This is a genomic window from Arthrobacter sp. Marseille-P9274, assembly GCF_946892675.1.
In the GTDB taxonomy this organism is placed as follows: domain Bacteria; phylum Actinomycetota; class Actinomycetes; order Actinomycetales; family Micrococcaceae; genus Crystallibacter.
Genome location: NZ_CAMPOV010000001.1, coordinates 2,160,221 through 2,177,891, shown reverse-complemented (window position 1 = coordinate 2,177,891; position 17,671 = coordinate 2,160,221). Strand labels below are relative to the sequence as shown.

Genomic DNA, 17,671 nt, shown 5'->3' with positions numbered 1-17,671 from the left:
GTCTTCGAACATTCAACGACCGGGCATCCAGTTCTACGCTTCCCAGTCTACCGGGCACGCGCAAATCGCCGGCGGACGCGCCGCAGCACCGGCAGGTCGGGGGCCGTTCGGGAGCCGCCCACGGTTCAGGAGCGGTCGGCCACCCGTTCGAAGAGCACCGAGCGTTTGGCGATGTCCGCCTCGATAAGCCGGACCCGGACGGAGGTGCCCGGCTCCAGCTCGCCCTCGCAGCGGGCCGTCACGGCCGGATCGCTGAGCTGGATGGTGCCGCGCGGCACCGCCTCGCGCCTGCCGTTTCCGTTCCAGTTCGAGCCGTTCCCGTTGCTACTGCCGTTTCCGCTGCCAGCGCTATCGGCGCCGCCGCCGTTGCCGTTCCCGTTGGAGCCGTTGCCATGCCGATTGTTCTGCCGCGCACTGATGACCACCGCATCGAACTCCTCGCCAACGCGGTGGCTGAGCAGCGCCGCTTCCACCGCGTCCAGGGAGGCCCGGTCCAGCCGCGAAGCAAGCTGGTCCGATGCCGCCATGAGTTCCGGGAGCCTAGGCAGCGCCTGCCGCACCCACTCCGGGACCTGCAGCCCGGACACCAGCGCCTCGCAGGTCAGCAGGACGAAGCGGTCCACCAGGCGGCGCAGCGGCGCCGTGGTGTGGGCGTAGGGGGCGGCGATCGCCGCCTGGATGTCCTCGGCCGGCGGCTCTCCGTCGAACGGGGTGTAGCCGGCGCCGCGGAACAGGGAGCCTGCCGCGTTCATGATCGCCAGCTGCTTCGGTTCCGAGGTGTCCAGCCCGCGCAGGTATTCGCCGTAGGCGATGCCGTGCGGCCAGGGATGGCCCAAGGCCATCGTCTGGCGGCGGAACCGCTCCTCGGACTCGGCGTCCGGGGCGGGCATGGTGCGCAGGATGCCGACCTTGCCCGCCAGCATGATCCGGGCCGCCGCCATGCCGGTCATGAGGGACAGCTGCGCGTTCCAGTCCTCTACCGGAAGGGCGGGGCGGGCCAGGACGAAGTAGTGCCGGCCGTCGTGGGCGATCTCCTCCTCGGGCAGCTCCAGGCTAGCTCCGCCCCGGGCGAGTTCCAACTCCTGGCGCTTGATGCCGACCTCTTTCAGCAGCACCAGATAGTCCGGGGCGGTTCCGGAATCGATGTCCTCCTGGACCTGCGCGTAGGTGAGCTTGGCCCGGCTGCGCACCATCGCACGGTCGAGGGAAACCTGCACGACGTTCGCACCGCCGTCGAGGGTAAAATCCCAGACGTAGGCGCTGCGGTCCCGGCCGGGGAGCAGGCTGCCGGCGTCCTCGCCGATGGCGTCAGGGTGCAGCGGGATACGTCCGTCCGGAGCGTAAATGGTCTGGCCGCGGACCCGGGTTGCGCGGTCCAATTCCCCGCCGGGCTCGATGAAGGAGGGGACATCGGCGATGGCGTACCAGACCCGGTAGCCGTCCCCGGCACGCTCCAGGTACATGGCCTGGTCCAGGTCCGTGGAGCCGGGCGGGTCGACGGTGACGAATTCGAGCGCGGTGAGGTCGCGGCGAGGCAGCCGCTGGTTGGCCACCGCGCGTTCCGCTTCGGCCAGCACCGGCGGCGGGAACGGGCCGGGCAGTTCCAGCTCGGTCCGCAGTTCCTTCAGGACACGGGCAAGCAGGTGCTGCGACTCGTTGACCTTGGCATCCAGATGTGGGTACGGCACATCCCAAGCCTAATCCTCAGGCGGCGCCGCAGGTCAGGCTACGCTGGAACCTATGAGCACCGAAGAGCAGCCGGCCGGCGCGCCCGCGGCCGGCACGGATGAGGTCCACCGCCAGTACGTCATCGATCTGTACGGCGTGATGGCCTACGGAGAGCTCTCGGCCTTCGAGCGGTTTTCCTCCGATGCCCGCTTCTCGCCGACGCTGCGGGACCGGGCCGCGATCGGCCGGGTGGCCGTGATCGAATTCGAGCATTTCGAGATGGTGAGCGCCGAGCTGGCGCGCATGGGCGTCGACGTGCAGACGGCGATGCTGCCGTTCCAGGCCTCGATCGACGCCTTCCATGAGCGGACCCGGCCGGGGGACTGGTATGAGTCGCTGATGAAGGCCTACGTGGCCGATGCGGTTTCCGGCGACTTCTACCGCGCGATCGCCAGCCGGCTTGATCCGCAGACCCGTGAGGTCGTCGCAAGCATCAAGGAAAACAAGGAGCAGCTGGACCTGCTGACCACCCGGCTCGCGCAGGCTCTCCAGGGCAACGAGCGGCTGGCCTCGCGGCTGGCCCTGTGGGGGCGGCGCCTGGTCGGCGAGGCGCTGACCCAGGCGCAGCGGATCGGAATCGAGCGCTCCTTCCTGGGCGGCCTGCTGGGGTTCGATGAACCCGGAACGCAGGAGACGGTCATCGCCGAGCTGTTCGCGGAACTGACACGGAACCATTCCCGCCGCATGAACGCGCTGGGCCTGACCGCCTGATCACAGCGGGGGCAGCGCCGCCTTCAGCTTGGCCGCCGCGGCCGCGGGATCGTCCGCGTCCGTAATGGCGCGTACGACGACGACCCTCCGGGCACCGGCGCCGGTCACCTCCGCGATGTTGTCCAGCCCGATCCCGCCGATGGCGAACCATGGCTTGGCGGAGTCCACCGCTGCCGACTGCGCCGCGGCTTCCGCCACCAGCTCCAGCCCGACGGCGGTCCGGCCGGGTTTCGTGGGGGTGGCCCACACCGGACCCGTGCAGAAATAGTCCACATCGGCGTCCTCCAGCGCGGCGCCAACCTGCGCCGGCGTATGGGTGGAGCGGCCGATAACGGCCCCGCCGGCCGCACCATTCGACAAGACGCTCCGCGCCGCGGACGGCGGAAGGTCGCGCTGCCCGGCGTGGAAGACCGGTGCGCCGGCGACGGCAGCGAGGTCGGCGCGGTCGTTGACCGACCACAGGCCCGTGTGCCGCGCAGCGACCTCGGCCAGGATGTGCAGCAGATCGAGCTCTTCGGCCGCGTCGAGCGATTTGTCCCGGAGCTGGATAATATCGACGCCGCCGGCGTAGGCGGCGTCCAGGAACTGTTCAAAATCGCCCTGCGCCTTACGGGCATCCGTGCACAGGTACAGCCGGGCTGAGCTCAAATCCATAGCTGTAACCATAACCTCGCGGCGGCACCGCCGGATCGGCCGGTTGTCACATCCGCGCCGCCCGGCCCGCCATGAGTACACTGGTGGCGACACTGCGGGAGCCTGACCCCGCGGCGCCGGCCTCGTGAGCCGGAGCCGACAGGCTGAGAGGGTGCTTGGCACCGACCGTTGAACCTGATCCGGTTCGTACCGGCGTAGGGAAGGAATGACGGACTTTGGCTGTTCAAAAACATCTGGCTGTGGTCGGCGCCGGCATCGTCGGACTCGGCATTGCCTGGGAGGCCTCGCGCCGCGGGCACCGCGTGACCGTGATCGACCCCGCGCCCGCGTCCGGAGCGACGTTCGCCGCCGCCGGGATGCTGGCCCCGGTCAGCGAGCTGTGCTACCAGGAGGAGCAGCTGCTCGCGTTGACCCTGGCGTCCGCCCGGCTGTACCCGGACTTCCTGCAGGGGCTGGGCCATACCGGACACCATACTGCGGGAACGCTGGTAGCGGCCTTCGATGCGGCCGACCGGCTGGCCCTTGAGGACCTGCGCCAGGCCCAGCTGGCCCAAGGACTGCGGGTGGAACGGCTGACCAGCCGCGAGGCCCGCCGGCTGGAGCCGGCGTTGTCCCCGGCCCTGTCCGGAGCCTTCCTCGCTCCCGACGACCACCAGATCGATCCGCGCACCCTGTCCGCGGCGTTGCTGGACGCGCTCGCCGAGGCCGGGGCCGGCATGGTACGCCGGCGGGCCGCCGCACTGGCGAGATCGGGCACCGGGGAGGTGACCGGCGTCGTCCTCGATGACGGCACGCAGGTTGCGGCGGACGAGACAGTGGTGGCCAACGGGCTGGGCGCCGCGGCCCTGGACGGGCTGCCCGCATCCCTGCGTCTGCCGCTGCGGCCGGTCTACGGCGACATCCTGCGCCTGCGGGTTCCCCAGGCGCTGCGGCCGCTCGTGCGTCTGACGGTGCGCGGGCTCGTGCGCGGCCTGCCGGTCTACGTAGTGCCGCGCGAGGACGGGACCGTGGTTATTGGCGCCACTTCGCGGGAAGACGGCTCGGACGCACCGTCAGCGGGCGGCGTCTACCAGCTGCTGCGCGACGCCCAGGCGCTGGTGCCTGCGGTCGCCGAGCTTCAGCTCGAGGAGACCACCTGCCGGGCGCGGCCGGGCACGCCGGACAATGCGCCGCTGCTGGGGCGGGTGGCGGAGGCGGGAGAAGAAGTGCCGGGATTGCTGGTCGCCACCGGCTTCTTCCGGCACGGGGTTCTGCTGGCACCAGCGGCCGCCAAGGTCTGCACCGATCTGGCGGAGGGCCTGCCGGTGCCCGCGGAACTGCTGCAGTTCCGGCCGGACCGCTTCAGCACAAGTATGGAAGGAAGCCAACGATGAATATCACTCTCAACGGGGATCGGCAGCCGGTCGCCGAGGGGATGACCCTGCTGGAACTGGTCGCCGCCACGACGGGCCGGCGCCTGACGGCGGAGGGCAAACCGGACGACGGCGGACGGCTGGGCGTCGCGGTGGCGCTGAACGCCGAAGTGGCCCCGCGCGGAAGCTGGGCGGGCACGCTGCTGTCCGATGGCGACGGCGTGGAACTGATCACCGCGGTGCAGGGAGGCTAGCAATGGACGAGCTGGTTATTGACGGAGCCCGGCTGGGATCGCGGCTGATCATGGGCACCGGGGGAGCGCCCAGCCTGGACGGACTGGGCACAGCCCTGCAGGCGTCCGGCACTGAGCTGACCACGGTGGCGATGCGGCGCTACAGCCCGGACACCGGTGCCTCGCTGTTCGCCCTGCTGGAGCGGCAAGGCATCCGCATCCTGCCGAACACCGCCGGCTGCTTCACCGCCAGGGAGGCGGTGCTGACGGCGGAGCTGGCACGCGAGGCGCTGGAGACGGACTGGGTCAAGCTGGAGGTTATCGCCGACGAGGAAACCTTGCTGCCCGACGCGGCGGAACTGCTGGAGGCGACGGAACAGCTGGTCGGCCGCGGGTTCAAGGTCTTCGCCTACACCAACGACGACCCGGTCCTGGCCCGGCGGCTCGAACTCCTCGGCGCCGTGGCCGTGATGCCCCTCGGTGCACCGATCGGCACCGGGCTGGGCATCCTCAACCCGCACAACATCGAGCTGATCGCGTCCCGGGCCGGCGTGCCGGTGGTGCTCGACGCCGGCATCGGCACCGCCTCGGACGCCGCGCTCGCGATGGAGCTCGGCTGCGACGCCGTCCTGCTGGCCACCGCGGTCACCCGGGCGCAGGACCCGGTGCGGATGGCGGAGGCCTTCAAACATGCCGTGATCGCCGGTAGGCTGGCCGCAACGGCCGGGCGGATCCCCAAGCGCCGGCATGCGCTGGCTTCTTCGGCCTTCGCCGGCCGTCCTGACCTGTAGCCTGGAGAGCCTGACGGCCGGAGGAACAATGAGCGCGCACGACATTCTGGACCGGACACAGATCGACCAGCAGCTGCGGACGCTGCCGCACTGGCGCTACCGGCAGGGAGGGCTGGTCACGGTGTACAAGCTGGAGAACGGCAGGGCGGCGCTGGACTTCATCGCGGCGGCGGGAGACCTGGCCGAGGAGTCGAACCACCACCCGGATCTGGACTGGCGCTACAACCGCGTGTTCCTCCGGCTGACCTCGCACGACGCCGGCGGGGAGGTCACCACCCGGGACATCTCCGCAGCCGCCTCGCTCAGCGAGCTCGCCGAGCGGCTGGGTGCGGACGCGCGTCCGCAGGAGTACCGGAGTTTCGCGCTCGCGGCGGACACCACGGACCCGGCGCAGATTTCCGGCCTCTGGAAGACGGCGCTGGGCTACAAGGAGGGCTGGCAGGGGGAGCTGGTGGACCCGTTCGGCCGCGGCCCCAACGTGTGGTTCCAGCAAACGGGCAGTCCGGCCCGGTCCCGGCTGCACCTGGACGTGTACTACCCGCTCAGCGACATCGCGCCGGTTGTGGCGGCGGCGGCCGATGCGGGCGGAGTCCTGGACGACGCGCACGCCCCGTCCTGGACGATCGCCACGGACGCGGATGGCAACCGCATCTGCCTATGCACCGAGCATCCGGACAGCGAGGACGGGGCCTGACGGGGACCGGCCTGAGGTCGGCTGGTGCGCGGTAGCGGCAGCTAGGTGCGCAGCGCCGCTTCCAGCCGCGACAGGTCGGCCGCCGTCCGCCGGCGTCCCAGGAACCAGGCCGTCAGCCAGGCCGCCGGCAGGGAGACGGCCAGGGGCAGCAGCCAGCTGAGGAAATAGACGCCGGGCTCGGAACCGAGACCGAAGGCCATCAGGACCAGCCACAGCAGGACGGCCGCGACGATGCCGGCCGCCGCGGGAACCAGCGCCCCGTAAGCCTGGCGCTTCTTATCGGCCGCCCAGACGACGGCGCCCGCGGCGCCCGCGCCCAGAATCAGCAGGACCAGTTCGACCATGGGCCGCCCTGACGGCCTAGAGGGCGCCGAAACCGACGCGGCGGGGTTCCTCGGCGCCGATTTCGACGTAGCCCAGCACGTTGGCGGGCACGATAATCAGGTTGCCCTTGGCATCCTTCAAGCGCAGTTCCGCGCCGCCGTTCATCGCGCGGGAAACCAGCTCGGCGACCTCGTCCGCCGTATCCGGAGAATCGATGACAAGTTCCCGGCCGACGTTCTGGATTCCGATCTTGATTTCCACGCTTTTGCCTCCTGATTACGCTGTGCTGAAAGTTCCGTACGAGTCGAAATCTATCCTAGGTTTCCTTCGGGAAACGTGAAATTCCGCGCCAAGCTAAACGGTAAATGAGGTCCACGGCGTCCTCGCGCTTCAGCTCCCCGCTGGTCTGCAGCCAGTAGCGGGCGCTGATCTGCGCCATGCCGGCCAGCGAGCGGCCGAGCAGCGTGGACTCCGCCTCGGACAGCTTGGTCTCCTCGGCGATCACCGCGGCGATGGCCGAGGCCAGGCGGGCGTTGAAATCCTCCAGGCGGCCGCTGACGTCCGGGTCATTGTTGAGGTCGGATTCGAAGACCAGCCGGTGAGCCTGGCTTTCCTGCGCGATGAAGCGGAAGTAGGCGTCCATGGTGGCATGCACCCGGAGCTTGTTGTCCGATGTGGAGTTCAGGGCGGCCATGAGCATCGCGTTCAGCGATGCGAGGTGGTGGTCCAGCAGGGCGAGGTAGAGCTCCCGCTTCCCGGGGAAATGCTGGTACAGCACCGGCTTGCTGACCCTGGCCGTTTCCGCGATCTCGTCCATGGCGGCGCCGTGGTAGCCGTTGGCGACGAACACCTCGTGGGCCGCCTGCAGCAATTGGCGGCGCCGTTCCTCGCGCGGCAGCCGGGCGGGCCGGGCAGCCGGTCGGGATTCAGTGCTCACAGTCGTAGGACCTATCCGGCGCGCGTTGGGCCGCGTCGCCATTTCGCGGGTAAATCAGCTCTCAATGGGCAAGTTTACCCGGCGGGCGCGGACGGGTTCATTTTTGTCCGCATTCTGCCCGCTGCGCGTAGATTGGCACTATGAGCACGCAGGAATCCGTGGCGCTGCCGCCGCTCGTGCAGCCCGCCGCAGCCTTGACCCCGGAAGAGATGCAGCGCTACTCGCGCCATCTGATCATCCCGGAGGTGGGGCTGCAGGGCCAGCTGCGGCTGAAAAACGCGAGGGTGCTGGTCATCGGGGCGGGGGGCCTGGGCTCGCCCGCCATGCTCTACCTGGCCGCCGCAGGCGTGGGCACCATCGGCATCGTCGACGACGACGTGGTCGAGGCGAGCAACCTCCAGCGGCAGGTGATCCACACGGTGCGGGACCTTGGGCGGAGCAAAGCCCAATCCGCGCGGGACAGCATCCTGGACCTGAACCCGGGCACCGCCGTCGTACTTCACGAAACCAGGCTGGACGCCACCAACGCGCTGGACATCTTTGCCGGCTACGACGTGATCCTCGACGGGACGGACAACTTCGCCACGCGATACCTTGTCAACGACGCCGCTGCGATCCTGGGCAAGCCCTACGTCTGGGGATCGATCCTGCGCTTCGACGGTCAGGTCAGCGTCTTCTGGGACCGGTACGGGCCGAACTACCGCGACCTCTACCCCGAGGCGCCGCCGCCCGGCTCCGTTCCCTCCTGCGCCGAGGGCGGGGTGCTCGGCGTGCTGTGCGCCCAGATCGGCTCGGTCATGGTTAACGAGGCGATCAAGCTGATCACCGGGATCGGCACCACCCTGCTGGGCCGCGTGCTGGTATTCAACGCCCTCCAGATGAGCTGGCGGGAGCTGAAGGTCCGCAAGGACCCGCACGGGGAGCCGATCACGAAGCTGGCGGACTACGAAGCCTTCTGCGGCGTGGGCCCGGCCCCGGTCGTGGACGCCGGGCACACCGTCAGCGCGACGGAACTTGCCGGGATGCTGCGGTCAAGGGACGACGGCGGCGCGTCCTTTGAGCTGATCGACGTCCGGGAGCCGGGGGAGTACGAGATCGTGCACATCCCCGGCGCGAGGCTGGTGCCCAAGGGCCGGATCCTCTCCGGCGAGGCGGTGGGGGAGCTGCCGCGGGACAAGGAACTGATCCTGCACTGCAAGAGCGGAGCGAGGTCGGCCGAGGTGCTGCGGGATTTGCTGGACCATGGCTACACCAAAGTGCGCCATCTCGACGGCGGGGTCCTCGCCTGGGTGCGCGACGTGGAACCGGAGAAGGCGGTCTACTGAGAGGCGGCCGTCGGGCGGAGGCTCGAACCGCGGTCAGTTGGAGTCGCGGTCAGGCGGACGCGGCCTCGCCCGGCTCTGCCCGGCGCGGCACCGGGCAGTTGTCCTCGGCTGCGGCCGGGGCGGCTTCTCCCATGCTGATGCCGTAGAGGGCCTCCAGCGCGGCGATGTATTCGTGCTGGCGGCCGTCCGCGGCGAGTTCGCGGGCCCGGACCGTAGGCAGGTGGAGCAACTGCTTGACCATGCGCCGCATGGCGAACTCGACTTCCTGCGCCGGACCGGTGCAGCCGTGCTGCGAGCGGACCTTCTCCAGCTCCGTCTCCAGGACGGCCATGGTGTGGCGGCGCAGGGCGACGATGGCGGTGTCGATGGTGCGGGCCTGCTGCTCTTCCTCGAAGGCGCGGGCGGCGTGGCTGACGATCTCGGCGGCCTGGTGGACCGACTCGGCCTGCTCCTCGGGAGCGGCGAGCCGGACGGACTCGAGCGTGATCAGGTCCACGCCGTCCAGATCGCCGACGGCGGGCTCGAAATCGTGGGTCAGGGCGAGGTCGATGATGATCAGCGGCTTGTCGGTCCCGCGGCGGACCTCCTCCACGCGCTCCGCGCTGACCTGCTGGTCGCTGCCGCTGCAGCCGATGACCACGTCCGCCGCCGCCAGCGCGGCCGGGAGGGTCTCCTCCGTCAGCGGGGTTCCGCCCCGGGTCGCGGTGAAGGTCCGTGCGCGTCCCGAGGACGAGTAGACGGCCACGTTGGCGCAGGAGCGCTCGCGCAGCAGGGCCATAGTGGCGCCAGCGTAGGCGCCGGTGCCGAAAACGACGACGTTCTTGCCGGACCAGTCGCGGTCCTCCGCCAGGTCGGTGGCCAGTTCGAGCGCGACCGAGACGATGGACAGGCCGCGCCCGCCGAGTGCGGTCTGGGCGCCGACGTCCTTGGCCGTGCGGGACGCGGTCTGGAAGAGCCTGACGAGCGCGCCGCTGGCGGTGCCGGCCTGCTGGGCGACGTTGAGGGCGCGGCGTACCTGGCCGGCGATCTCACGTTCCCCGATGACGGCGGAATCCAGTCCGGCACCGACGGAAAACAGATGCCGGGCCACATCGGACCCGGTGTTGGTGGTGAAGGAGCGCGAGACGAGCTGTTCGTCCAGCCCGGACTGGCGGGCGATCTCGGCGACCACGGCCGAGCGGGCGGCCTCGATGTCCGTATCGGCACCGGTTTCGCAGTAGAACTCGACGCGGTTGCAGGTGGCCAGGACGACGGCACCGGAAACAGGCATTCCGTCTGCGAGCACGTTGGCAGCGACCTCGGAGGAGCCGGCGCTCAGGCGGGCAACAGTTTCGAGGTCCAGATCGGAATGCGTCGCAACGAGAGATAGTAAGACCACAGCGTTTCCCATCTTAGCCGCCGGCGGTCCGGCGAATCTTGTAAGGATGCCCTGTTAACCCTGTGTTTGGGTCGGATTCATCCGTGATTTTAGCCACTGGGGGCGGTGAGGCTCTCGTCCGCGCCGGTCCGCCGGGCCCGCTCCGTTGGCTTTGGCGCCGGACCACAGGGCAGAATCGGGGGTATGACCTTGAATGCTTCCCACCCCCTGATGGACGGCCGCACTGCGGACTCAGCCCTGATCACTGCCTACCGCGGAGGGAAGCCGGAACGCCGGCCGGTCTGGTTCATGCGCCAGGCGGGGCGTTCCTTGCCTGAGTACCGGGAGGTCCGCCGCGGCATCGGCATGCTGGACTCGTGCCTCAAGCCGGAGCTGGCGGCTGAAATCACGCTGCAGCCGGTCCGGCGGCACGACGTGGACGCCGGTATTTTCTTCTCGGACATCGTCATTCCGCTCAAGCTGGCCGGGGTCGACGTCGATATTGTTCCCGGCATCGGGCCGGTGCTCGGTGCTCCCGTGCGCACCGCGGCCGACGTCGCCAATCTGCCGGTCCTGGACGACGCGGCCCTCGAGCCGATCCGGGAAGCCGTCCGGCTGACCGTGGCGGAGCTCGGCAGCAAGCCGTTGATCGGCTTCGCCGGCGCGCCGTTCACCCTGGCGGCCTACATGGTCGAAGGCAAGCCCTCCCGGGACCATCTTGGTCCGCGGACCATGATGCACGCGGAGCCGGAAACCTGGCGGGCGCTGACGGACTGGGCGGCCGACGCCTCCGGCAAGTTCCTCCGGGCCCAGCTGGAAGCCGGTGCCAGTGCCGGGCAGCTCTTCGACTCCTGGGCCGGTTCGCTGGGGCTCGCTGATTACCGCCGGCACGTCGCCCCGGCATCGGCCCGGGCCCTCGACCACGTCCGCGACCTGGGTGCCCCGCTGGTCCACTTCGGCACCGGTACCTCCGAGCTGCTGGGGGCGATGCGCGACGTGGGTGTCGATGTCATCGGCGTGGACTACCGGCTGCCGCTCGACGAGGCCAACCGGCGCCTGGGCGGCACCACCCCGCTGCAGGGCAACATCGATCCGGCGCTGCTGGCCGCTCCGTGGGAGGTGCTTGAGGCCCACGTCCGCGAGGTGATTGCCGCCGGAGCCGCCGCACCGGGCCACGTCCTCAACCTGGGCCACGGCGTCCCGCCGGAAACCGACCCGGAGGTGCTGACGCGCGTCGTCGAACTGATCCACGAGGTGGAACTCTAGCCATGCCGCACCGCGCACAGCAGTCCCGGCTGCCGGCCGCGATCGTGGTCGGCGGCGGGATCGCCGGGCTCGTCTCGGCCCGTGAACTGGCCCTGCACGGCGTCAGGGTGACGGTGCTCGAGGCCGCCGAGCGCTGCGGCGGCTGCGTCACCCGGCATGAGGTCGCCGGCTTCATGCTCGATGCCGGCGCCGAATCCTTTGCCACCCGCACCCGCACGGTCTCCGATCTGGCCGCCGAGCTGGGGCTGGGGGAGGAGCTGGTCCAGCCGGACCCCGCCGGTGCCTGGCTGCAGCTGCCAGATGCGGTCCAGCCGCTGCCGAAGAGCGGCATCCTGGGCATCCCCGCCGACCCGCTGGACCCGGCCATCGTCGCCGCGATCGGCCGGACGGCGGCCCTGCGCGCCGCGGCTGACAAGGTGCTGCCGCTGGGCAACCTGCTGGGCAAGGACAACCTGAGCCTGGGCGAACTGGTCCGCGCCCGGATGGGCGGCGCAGTCCTGGAGCGGCTGGTCGCGCCGGTGGCGGCCGGCGTCTACTCGGCCGACCCGGACGTGCTGGACGTGGACTCCGTGGCCCCCGGCCTGCGCGCGTCCGTGGCCAGCCACGGTTCCCTGCAGGCCGCCGTCGGCGCCCTGCGCAGTGCGGCTCCGGCAGGTTCGGCGGTGGCCGGGATCGACGGCGGCATGGGCCGGCTGACCGAGGCGCTGCTGGCCGACCTGGCCCGGCAGGGCGTGGCGGTGCATACCGGGGCCAGGGTGTCCGCGGTCTCCAAAAGCGACGGCGTGTGGCGAGTCGAGTCGGAGGCCGGCACGTTCACGGCGGCGGGCCTGGTCATGGCCGCGGACGGCGGCACCGCCGTCGACCTCCTGGCGCCGGAAGTTCCCGGCCTCGGCGCCCTCCGACCGGGACCCGGGCCCGCCGTCGCCCTGGTGACACTAGTACTGGACGAGCCGGAGCTGGACGCGAAGCCGCGCGGGACGGGCCTGCTGGTGGCGGCCGGGACCAAGGGTATCCGCGCCAAGGCCCTCACGCACGCCACCGCCAAGTGGCCCTGGCTCGCCGCGCAGACCGGCCCGGGAACGCATGTGCTTCGCCTGTCTTACGGCCGGGCCACCGGGCGTCCGGAGGCGGCCGGTGGCGAGGACTACACGGGCTGGACCGACGAGGCGCTCTACCGCCAGGCGCTGACCGATGCCACGGCCCTGCTGGGCGTGCCTGTCATCGACGCCGACATGCTCGGCTGGAAGGTGGTCCGCTGGACCGGCGCGCTGCCGTCCGCCACAGTGGGGCACCGCGACCGCGTCGCCGCCGTGCGCGAGCTCGCGGGCAGCAGCGCCCGGCTCCAGGTGGCCGGAGCGTGGCTGGCCGGGACCGGGCTGGTCGCCGTCGTTGCCGATGCCCGTGCACGCTCGCGTCGGCTGGCCGCAGAATTGGCGACGCAGCCGCCGTCGTCCTGAAATTTCTTCTACAATGTGTAGAAGTTGCCGTTTTCGACTAACACCTACTCAGAAGGCAGACTGTTAAGCATGAGTGAAACGTCCCCGTCCGGGTCAACCAGCGCCGCCGATACCGCGGAAAAAGAAGCCCTCTTCTACACCCTCTGGACAGTCTTCAAGCGCTCCGGCGCGGAGATCGCCGACTCGGCCCTCGCCGAGTTCGATTCGACCGTCGCCGCCCTCGGCGACAAGGGAGTGACGCTGCGCGGCGCCTACGACGTCTCCGCCATGCGCGAGGACGCGGACGTGATGATCTGGCTGCACGGCGCCGAGCCGGAGCAGCTGCAGGCCGCCGTGCGCACCATCCGCCGGACCGGGCTGTTCGAAGAGACGGACATCGTCTGGTCCGCCATGGGCGTGCACCGCGACGCCGAATTCTCCAAGGACCACAGCCCGGCGTTCTCGCGCGGCGAAGAGCCCGAGTCCTGGCTGTGCGTGTACCCGTTCGTGCGGTCGTACGAGTGGTACCTGCTGCCGGCGGCGGAACGCGGGAAGATGCTGCGCGACCACGGCCTGCTGGGCCGCGACTTCCCGCAGGTGCGCGCCAACACCGTGGCCTCGTTCGCCCTGGGCGACTGGGAATGGATCCTCGCCCTCGAGGCCCCGGAACTGATCGACCTGGTGGACCTCATGCGCCACCTGCGCTACACCGAGGCCCGCAACCACGTCCGCGAGGAGATCCCCTTCTACACCGGCCGCCGGATCACGACGGCGGAGATCGCCGAGGTGCTGCGGTGAGCACCGCCGGTTCCGGCTTCGATCCGCTGGCCGGCGTCGACGCGAACGGCCGGATGGAGCCGAAGCCGTACGACGCCGTCGTCCTCGCTTCCTTCGGCGGACCCGAGGGCCAGGAGGACGTCATCCCGTTCCTGCGCAACGTCACGCGAGGGCGCGGCATCCCGGACGAGCGGCTCGAGGAAGTCTCGCACCACTATCGGGCGTTCGGCGGCATCAGCCCGATCAACGCGCAGAACCGCGCGCTGAAGCAGGCCCTGGAGGCCGAGCTGCAGCGGCGCGGGATCGACCTGCCGGTGCTCTGGGGCAACCGCAACTGGGCACCGTTCATCGCCGACACCTTCCGGGAAGCCTACGACGCCGGGCACCGCCGGGTGCTCGCCGTGAGCACCAGCGCCTACTCCTGCTACTCCAGCTGCCGCCAGTACCGCGAGGACTTCGGCATGGCCCTGGTCGAGACCGGCCTGGAGGGCAAGCTCGAGGTGGACAAGGTGCGCCAGTACTTCGACCACCCCGGCTTCGTCGAGCCGTTCGCCGAGGGCGTCGCCGCCGGACTTGCCACCGTGCGGGCCGAGCTGGCCGCCAAGGGCGAGCCGGACGCACCGGTCCACATCATGTTCGCCACCCACTCCATCCCGATCGGCGATGCCGAGGCCGCGGGTCCGCGGGGCATGGAGTTCGACGGCGGCAGCGCCTACGTCGCGCAGCACCTGGCCACCGCGCAGGCGGTGCTGGACCGCGTGCCCGAGGCGGCCGGCGCCGACTGGTCGCTCGTCTACCAGTCCCGTTCCGGCGCGCCGCACATCCCGTGGCTCGAACCGGACATCAACGATGCGCTCCAGGAGCTGCCCGGCAAGGGAGCCAAGGGGGTCGTGATCGTGCCGCTCGGTTTCGTCAGCGACCATATGGAAGTCGTCTGGGACCTGGATACCGAGGCCCTGCAGACCTGCGCCGAGCTGGGCCTCGCCGCCACGCGCGTGCCGACCCCGGGTGTCCACCGGAAGTTCGTCGAGGGCCTGGTGGACCTCGTCTGCGAACGCACGGAGAAGAACAACATTGCCGACCGCCCGGCGCTGACCAAGCTGGGCCCGTGGATGGACGTGTGCATGCCCAACTGCTGCGCCAACCGCAGGGGCGAAAAGCCGACGGTGGCCGGCCTCGACTCCACCGTGGGAACGGGCGCCAAATGAGCATGAATGTCCGTGTCGGCACCCGCGGCAGTGCCCTGGCCGTGACCCAGACGACGACGGTGGCCGAGGCGCTGGCCTCCGCGGGGACGCTGGGATACGAGCTGGTGCGCATCCGCACCGAGGGCGACGTGCTGAAGGGCTCGCTGGCGCAGATCGGCGGCACCGGCGTTTTCGTCGCCGCGCTGCGCGAGGCGCTGCTCGACGACCGCTGCGACGTGGCCGTCCACTCCCTGAAGGACCTGCCCACCGGCGTGGCCGAGGGACTGGAGGTCGCCGCCTACCCGCAGCGCGTGGATGTCCGCGACGCGCTCTGCGCGCGCGACGGCCTGGACCTGGCCGGACTGCCCGCCGGCGCCAAGGTAGGCACCGGTTCGCCGCGGCGTGCGGCCCAGCTGCGGGCCGCCCGGCCGGACCTGGAGGTCATCGACATCCGCGGCAACGTGGACACCCGGCTCGGCCGCGTCCGCGGGATGCACGGTCCCGAGGTGGTCGAGGGCAAGAAGGGCGACCTTGACGCCGTCGTCCTTGCCGCCGCCGGACTGACGCGGCTGAGCCGCACGGAGACGATCACCGAGCTGCTGGACCCCTCCGTCATGCTGCCGGCCCCGGGCCAGGGAGCCCTGGCGGTGGAATGCCGGGCGGCGGATGCGGCCGCGGAGACCGTGCTCTCGGCGGCCTTGCGGGAGTACGACGACGAATCCACCCGGCTCGCGGTGACGGCGGAGCGTTCCCTGCTGGCCCGGCTCGAGGCCGGCTGCAGCGCGCCCATCGGTGCCCTTGCTGCCAGGCAGGACGGGAAGCTGGTGCTGGAGGCCGTGGTCTGCAGCCCGGACGGCCGGCGCCTGCTGCGCCGGCGGCTGGAAGCGCCGGCAGACGGAACCGGCGCCGCGCTGGACCTCGGCGTCCGCCTGGCCGAAGACCTGCTGGCCGAGGGCGCGGCGGAGCTGACCCCGCTCGCTGGACACTGACGATGCAGCTGCGTCGGCCGCGCCGGGCGCCGGAAAGGCCGCTCGCCGGGATGACGGTCGTCCTGCCGCGCAGCGCGGACCGCGCGGCCGGCATGGTCGCCGAGCTGCGGCGGCGCGGGGCAGAGGTGCGGCTGATGCCGCTGATCGACTTCGAGCAGCCCGGCTCCACGCAGGAGCTGGACGAGGCGCTGCGGATGCTCGGCCAGGGCCGGTTCGAATGGATGGTGCTGACCAGCATCACGACCGTGCGGGCCTTGAAGCAGCGGGCCGCCGCCCTCGGCACCACGCTGCCGGAACTCATCGGCGATACTAAAGTTGCCGCCGTCGGCACGGCCACGGCGAGCACGCTGGAGGCCGAAGGCATCGACGTGGACCTGGTCCCGGAGGGCACCATGGACGCCGTCGGCCTCGTCGAGGACTGGCCGCTGGGCACCGAGCTTCGGCCCGAGCAGTCCCTGCGCACCAAGGTGTTCCTGCCGCAGGCGGACCTCGCCGCAAACACCATTTTCGAAGGGCTGATGGGCAAGGGCTGGCAGGTGCTGCCGGTGGTCGCGTACCACACGGTGGATTATCCGGCCCGTCCCGAGCGCCGGATTACCCAGAGCCTCGCCTCGGCCGGCGCGGCCCCCGCAGGAGCTGAGCTGGAGCCCATCACGGCGGAGGACTTCAATGAGGCGGTGGCCGCCGGAGAGATCCACGCCGTTGTCCTCACCTCGCCGAGCCTCGCCCGGCGGCTGCACCTGGTGGCGCCGGGCCTGCCGGAAAAACTGCTGCTGGTGGCGATCGGCAACAGCACCGCAGCGGAGTCCCGGCGGCTGGGCCTGCCGCTGGCCGCGACGGCCGCCCAGCCAACCCCTCAGGGCATCGCCGACGCACTGGCCGCCGCCCTCGAACAACGCCCGAACCGACGCTGAAGGAGCCCCATGAGTTTCCCCCAACACCGTCCCCGCCGCCTGCGCGCCACGCCCGCCATGCGACGGCTGACCGCCGAGGTCCGGGTCGAACCGTCGCAGCTGATCCTGCCCGCGTTCGTACGCGAGGGAATCAGCGAGCCGGTGCCGCTGCAGTCGATGCCCGGCGTCGTACAGCACACGCCCGAAACCCTGAGGAAGGCGGCGGCCGAGGCCGCCGAACTTGGGCTCGGCGGAATCATGCTCTTCGGTGTGCCCGAGGCGCGGGACGCCACCGGCAGCGCCGGGGTGGATCCGGACGGGGTGCTCAACAAGGCGATCGCGGACGTCAAGGCCGAGGTCGGGGACGACCTGGTGGTCATGAGCGATGTGTGCCTCGACGAGTTCACCGACCACGGCCACTGCGGCGTGCTTGCCCCGGACGGCTCGGTGGACAACGACGCGACGCTGGAAATCTACGCCCGGATGGCCGTCGTGCAGGCCCAGGCCGGTGCCGATGTACTCGGTCCCTCCGGCATGATGGACGGCCAGGTGGCCGTCATCCGGCAGGCACTGGACGAGGCCGGACTGCAGAACACCGCCGTGCTGGCCTATGCGGCCAAATACTCGTCCGCGTTCTACGGCCCCTTCCGGGAAGCCGTCGATTCGCAGTTGAAGGGCGACCGGCGGACGTACCAGATGGATCCCGCCAACCGCCGCGAGGCGATCCTGGAGGTCGAGCTTGACCTGCAGGAGGGAGCCGACATGGTCATGGTCAAGCCGGCCATGAGCTACCTGGACATCCTGGCCGACGTGGCCGAGATGTCCCCGGTTCCGGTGGCGGCCTACCAGATCTCCGGCGAGTACGCCATGATCGAGGCCGCCGCGGCCAATGGCTGGATCGACCGCAAACCCGCCATCCTCGAGTCCGTGCTGGGCATCCGCCGCGCCGGAGCCGATATGGTGTTGACGTACTGGGCCGCAGAGATGGCCCGCTGGCTGAAGGAAAGCAAGTAAGCA

The 17,671-nt window shown here is 70.5% G+C and carries 19 protein-coding genes and 1 riboswitch; of the genes, 13 read left to right on the top strand and 6 right to left on the bottom strand.

Annotated features, from left to right (window positions below):
• Positions 1 to 125: 125 nt before the first annotated feature.
• A complete protein-coding gene (locus OC550_RS09915; protein ID WP_262105612.1) occupies positions 126 to 1,688 on the bottom strand; it encodes an RNB domain-containing ribonuclease in 1,563 nt (520 codons plus the stop codon).
• Positions 1,689 to 1,740: 52 nt separating this feature from the next.
• On the opposite strand from OC550_RS09915, the gene OC550_RS09910 reads away from it, so the two are divergent.
• Positions 1,741 to 2,439 carry a ferritin-like domain-containing protein gene (locus OC550_RS09910; RefSeq protein WP_262105611.1) on the top strand — a complete coding sequence of 233 codons (699 nt, stop codon included), beginning with the start codon at positions 1,741 to 1,743 and terminating at the stop codon, positions 2,437 to 2,439.
• Here OC550_RS09910 and thiE read toward each other — a convergent pair whose 3' ends face one another.
• Entirely contained in the window at positions 2,440 to 3,093 is a 654-nt protein-coding gene (gene thiE / locus OC550_RS09905) for a thiamine phosphate synthase (RefSeq protein WP_262105609.1), read from the bottom strand.
• A gap of 84 nt (positions 3,094 to 3,177) precedes the next feature.
• A riboswitch (TPP riboswitch) is annotated at positions 3,178 to 3,311 on the top strand.
• On the opposite strand from thiE, the gene thiO reads away from it, so the two are divergent.
• From thiO to OC550_RS09885, 4 genes are all read left to right on the top strand, one after another.
• Positions 3,309 to 4,466, top strand: a complete 1,158-nt coding sequence (gene thiO / locus OC550_RS09900) for a glycine oxidase ThiO (protein ID WP_262105608.1) — start codon at positions 3,309 to 3,311, stop codon at positions 4,464 to 4,466. Its footprint overlaps the riboswitch before it by 3 nt.
• Positions 4,463 to 4,699 (top strand): sulfur carrier protein ThiS, encoded by a 237-nt coding sequence (gene thiS / locus OC550_RS09895; RefSeq protein WP_262105607.1) that lies wholly within the window; start codon positions 4,463 to 4,465, stop codon positions 4,697 to 4,699. Before thiO ends, thiS begins: the two co-directional genes overlap by 4 nt.
• A 2-nt stretch (positions 4,700 to 4,701) precedes the next feature.
• Positions 4,702 to 5,469: a thiazole synthase gene (locus OC550_RS09890; RefSeq protein ID WP_262105606.1), complete on the top strand. Its 768-nt coding sequence runs from the start codon at positions 4,702 to 4,704 to the stop codon at positions 5,467 to 5,469.
• 28 nt (positions 5,470 to 5,497) lie between these two features.
• Positions 5,498 to 6,163: a 4a-hydroxytetrahydrobiopterin dehydratase gene (locus OC550_RS09885; RefSeq protein ID WP_262105605.1), complete on the top strand. Its 666-nt coding sequence runs from the start codon at positions 5,498 to 5,500 to the stop codon at positions 6,161 to 6,163.
• A 41-nt stretch (positions 6,164 to 6,204) separates the two neighbouring features.
• Here the strand turns inward: OC550_RS09885 and OC550_RS09880 are convergent, their stop codons facing one another.
• Genes OC550_RS09880 through OC550_RS09870 form a run of 3 tightly spaced genes read right to left on the bottom strand, consistent with a single transcriptional unit; the run spans position 6,205 to position 7,424 of the window.
• Positions 6,205 to 6,507 (bottom strand): hypothetical protein, encoded by a 303-nt coding sequence (locus OC550_RS09880; protein WP_262105603.1) that lies wholly within the window; start codon positions 6,505 to 6,507, stop codon positions 6,205 to 6,207.
• A 16-nt stretch (positions 6,508 to 6,523) separates the two neighbouring features.
• Entirely contained in the window at positions 6,524 to 6,748 is a 225-nt protein-coding gene (locus OC550_RS09875) for a DUF3107 domain-containing protein (RefSeq protein ID WP_262105601.1), read from the bottom strand.
• A 55-nt stretch (positions 6,749 to 6,803) separates the two neighbouring features.
• Complete coding sequence (locus tag OC550_RS09870) at positions 6,804 to 7,424, bottom strand: TetR/AcrR family transcriptional regulator (RefSeq protein WP_262105600.1); 621 nt, start codon at positions 7,422 to 7,424, stop codon at positions 6,804 to 6,806.
• Between the two features lie 140 nt (positions 7,425 to 7,564).
• Here OC550_RS09870 and moeB point away from each other — a divergent pair, with 140 nt between their 5' ends.
• On the top strand, positions 7,565 to 8,749 hold the full coding sequence (moeB, locus tag OC550_RS09865; RefSeq protein ID WP_262105599.1) for a molybdopterin-synthase adenylyltransferase MoeB: 1,185 nt from the start codon (positions 7,565 to 7,567) through the stop codon (positions 8,747 to 8,749).
• Between the two features lie 49 nt (positions 8,750 to 8,798).
• Here moeB and OC550_RS09860 read toward each other — a convergent pair whose 3' ends face one another.
• Positions 8,799 to 10,127 (bottom strand): glutamyl-tRNA reductase, encoded by a 1,329-nt coding sequence (locus tag OC550_RS09860; protein WP_262105598.1) that lies wholly within the window; start codon positions 10,125 to 10,127, stop codon positions 8,799 to 8,801.
• A 183-nt stretch (positions 10,128 to 10,310) separates the two neighbouring features.
• On the opposite strand from OC550_RS09860, the gene hemE reads away from it, so the two are divergent.
• The 7 genes from hemE (at position 10,311) to hemB (ending at position 17,668) form a co-directional block, all read left to right on the top strand.
• The gene (hemE, locus tag OC550_RS09855; RefSeq protein ID WP_262105596.1) at positions 10,311 to 11,372 is read left to right on the top strand and encodes a uroporphyrinogen decarboxylase; all 1,062 of its coding nucleotides are present in this window, start codon (positions 10,311 to 10,313) and stop codon (positions 11,370 to 11,372) included.
• A 2-nt stretch (positions 11,373 to 11,374) separates the two neighbouring features.
• Positions 11,375 to 12,829: a protoporphyrinogen oxidase gene (gene hemG, locus OC550_RS09850; protein ID WP_262105594.1), complete on the top strand. Its 1,455-nt coding sequence runs from the start codon at positions 11,375 to 11,377 to the stop codon at positions 12,827 to 12,829.
• A gap of 69 nt (positions 12,830 to 12,898) precedes the next feature.
• Positions 12,899 to 13,606, top strand: a complete 708-nt coding sequence (gene hemQ / locus OC550_RS09845) for a hydrogen peroxide-dependent heme synthase (RefSeq protein ID WP_262105592.1) — start codon at positions 12,899 to 12,901, stop codon at positions 13,604 to 13,606.
• 53 nt (positions 13,607 to 13,659) lie between these two features.
• On the top strand, positions 13,660 to 14,793 hold the full coding sequence (locus tag OC550_RS09840; RefSeq protein ID WP_262106308.1) for a ferrochelatase: 1,134 nt from the start codon (positions 13,660 to 13,662) through the stop codon (positions 14,791 to 14,793).
• A gap of 2 nt (positions 14,794 to 14,795) precedes the next feature.
• Positions 14,796 to 15,761, top strand: a complete 966-nt coding sequence (gene hemC / locus OC550_RS09835; protein ID WP_262106307.1) for a hydroxymethylbilane synthase — start codon at positions 14,796 to 14,798, stop codon at positions 15,759 to 15,761.
• A gap of 50 nt (positions 15,762 to 15,811) precedes the next feature.
• A complete protein-coding gene (locus OC550_RS09830) occupies positions 15,812 to 16,675 on the top strand; it encodes a uroporphyrinogen-III synthase (RefSeq protein WP_262105590.1) in 864 nt (287 codons plus the stop codon).
• 9 nt (positions 16,676 to 16,684) lie between these two features.
• Positions 16,685 to 17,668, top strand: coding sequence for a porphobilinogen synthase (gene hemB, locus OC550_RS09825; protein WP_262105588.1), 984 nt, complete (start codon positions 16,685 to 16,687; stop codon positions 17,666 to 17,668).
• Positions 17,669 to 17,671 lie beyond the last annotated feature (3 nt).

Coding starts and splice junctions, on each gene's coding strand:
- OC550_RS09910 (WP_262105611.1), top strand. CDS start 1,741: ATGAGCACCGAAGAGCAGCCGGCCGGCGCGCCCGCGGCCGGCACGGAT.
- thiE (WP_262105609.1), bottom strand. CDS start 3,093: ATGGATTTGAGCTCAGCCCGGCTGTACCTGTGCACGGATGCCCGTAAG.
- thiS (WP_262105607.1), top strand. CDS start 4,463: ATGAATATCACTCTCAACGGGGATCGGCAGCCGGTCGCCGAGGGGATG.
- OC550_RS09890 (WP_262105606.1), top strand. CDS start 4,702: ATGGACGAGCTGGTTATTGACGGAGCCCGGCTGGGATCGCGGCTGATC.
- OC550_RS09885 (WP_262105605.1), top strand. CDS start 5,498: ATGAGCGCGCACGACATTCTGGACCGGACACAGATCGACCAGCAGCTG.
- OC550_RS09880 (WP_262105603.1), bottom strand. CDS start 6,507: ATGGTCGAACTGGTCCTGCTGATTCTGGGCGCGGGCGCCGCGGGCGCC.
- moeB (WP_262105599.1), top strand. CDS start 7,565: ATGAGCACGCAGGAATCCGTGGCGCTGCCGCCGCTCGTGCAGCCCGCC.
- hemE (WP_262105596.1), top strand. CDS start 10,311: ATGACCTTGAATGCTTCCCACCCCCTGATGGACGGCCGCACTGCGGAC.
- hemG (WP_262105594.1), top strand. CDS start 11,375: ATGCCGCACCGCGCACAGCAGTCCCGGCTGCCGGCCGCGATCGTGGTC.
- hemQ (WP_262105592.1), top strand. CDS start 12,899: ATGAGTGAAACGTCCCCGTCCGGGTCAACCAGCGCCGCCGATACCGCG.
- OC550_RS09840 (WP_262106308.1), top strand. CDS start 13,660: ATGGAGCCGAAGCCGTACGACGCCGTCGTCCTCGCTTCCTTCGGCGGA.
- hemC (WP_262106307.1), top strand. CDS start 14,796: ATGAATGTCCGTGTCGGCACCCGCGGCAGTGCCCTGGCCGTGACCCAG.
- OC550_RS09830 (WP_262105590.1), top strand. CDS start 15,812: ATGACGGTCGTCCTGCCGCGCAGCGCGGACCGCGCGGCCGGCATGGTC.
- hemB (WP_262105588.1), top strand. CDS start 16,685: ATGAGTTTCCCCCAACACCGTCCCCGCCGCCTGCGCGCCACGCCCGCC.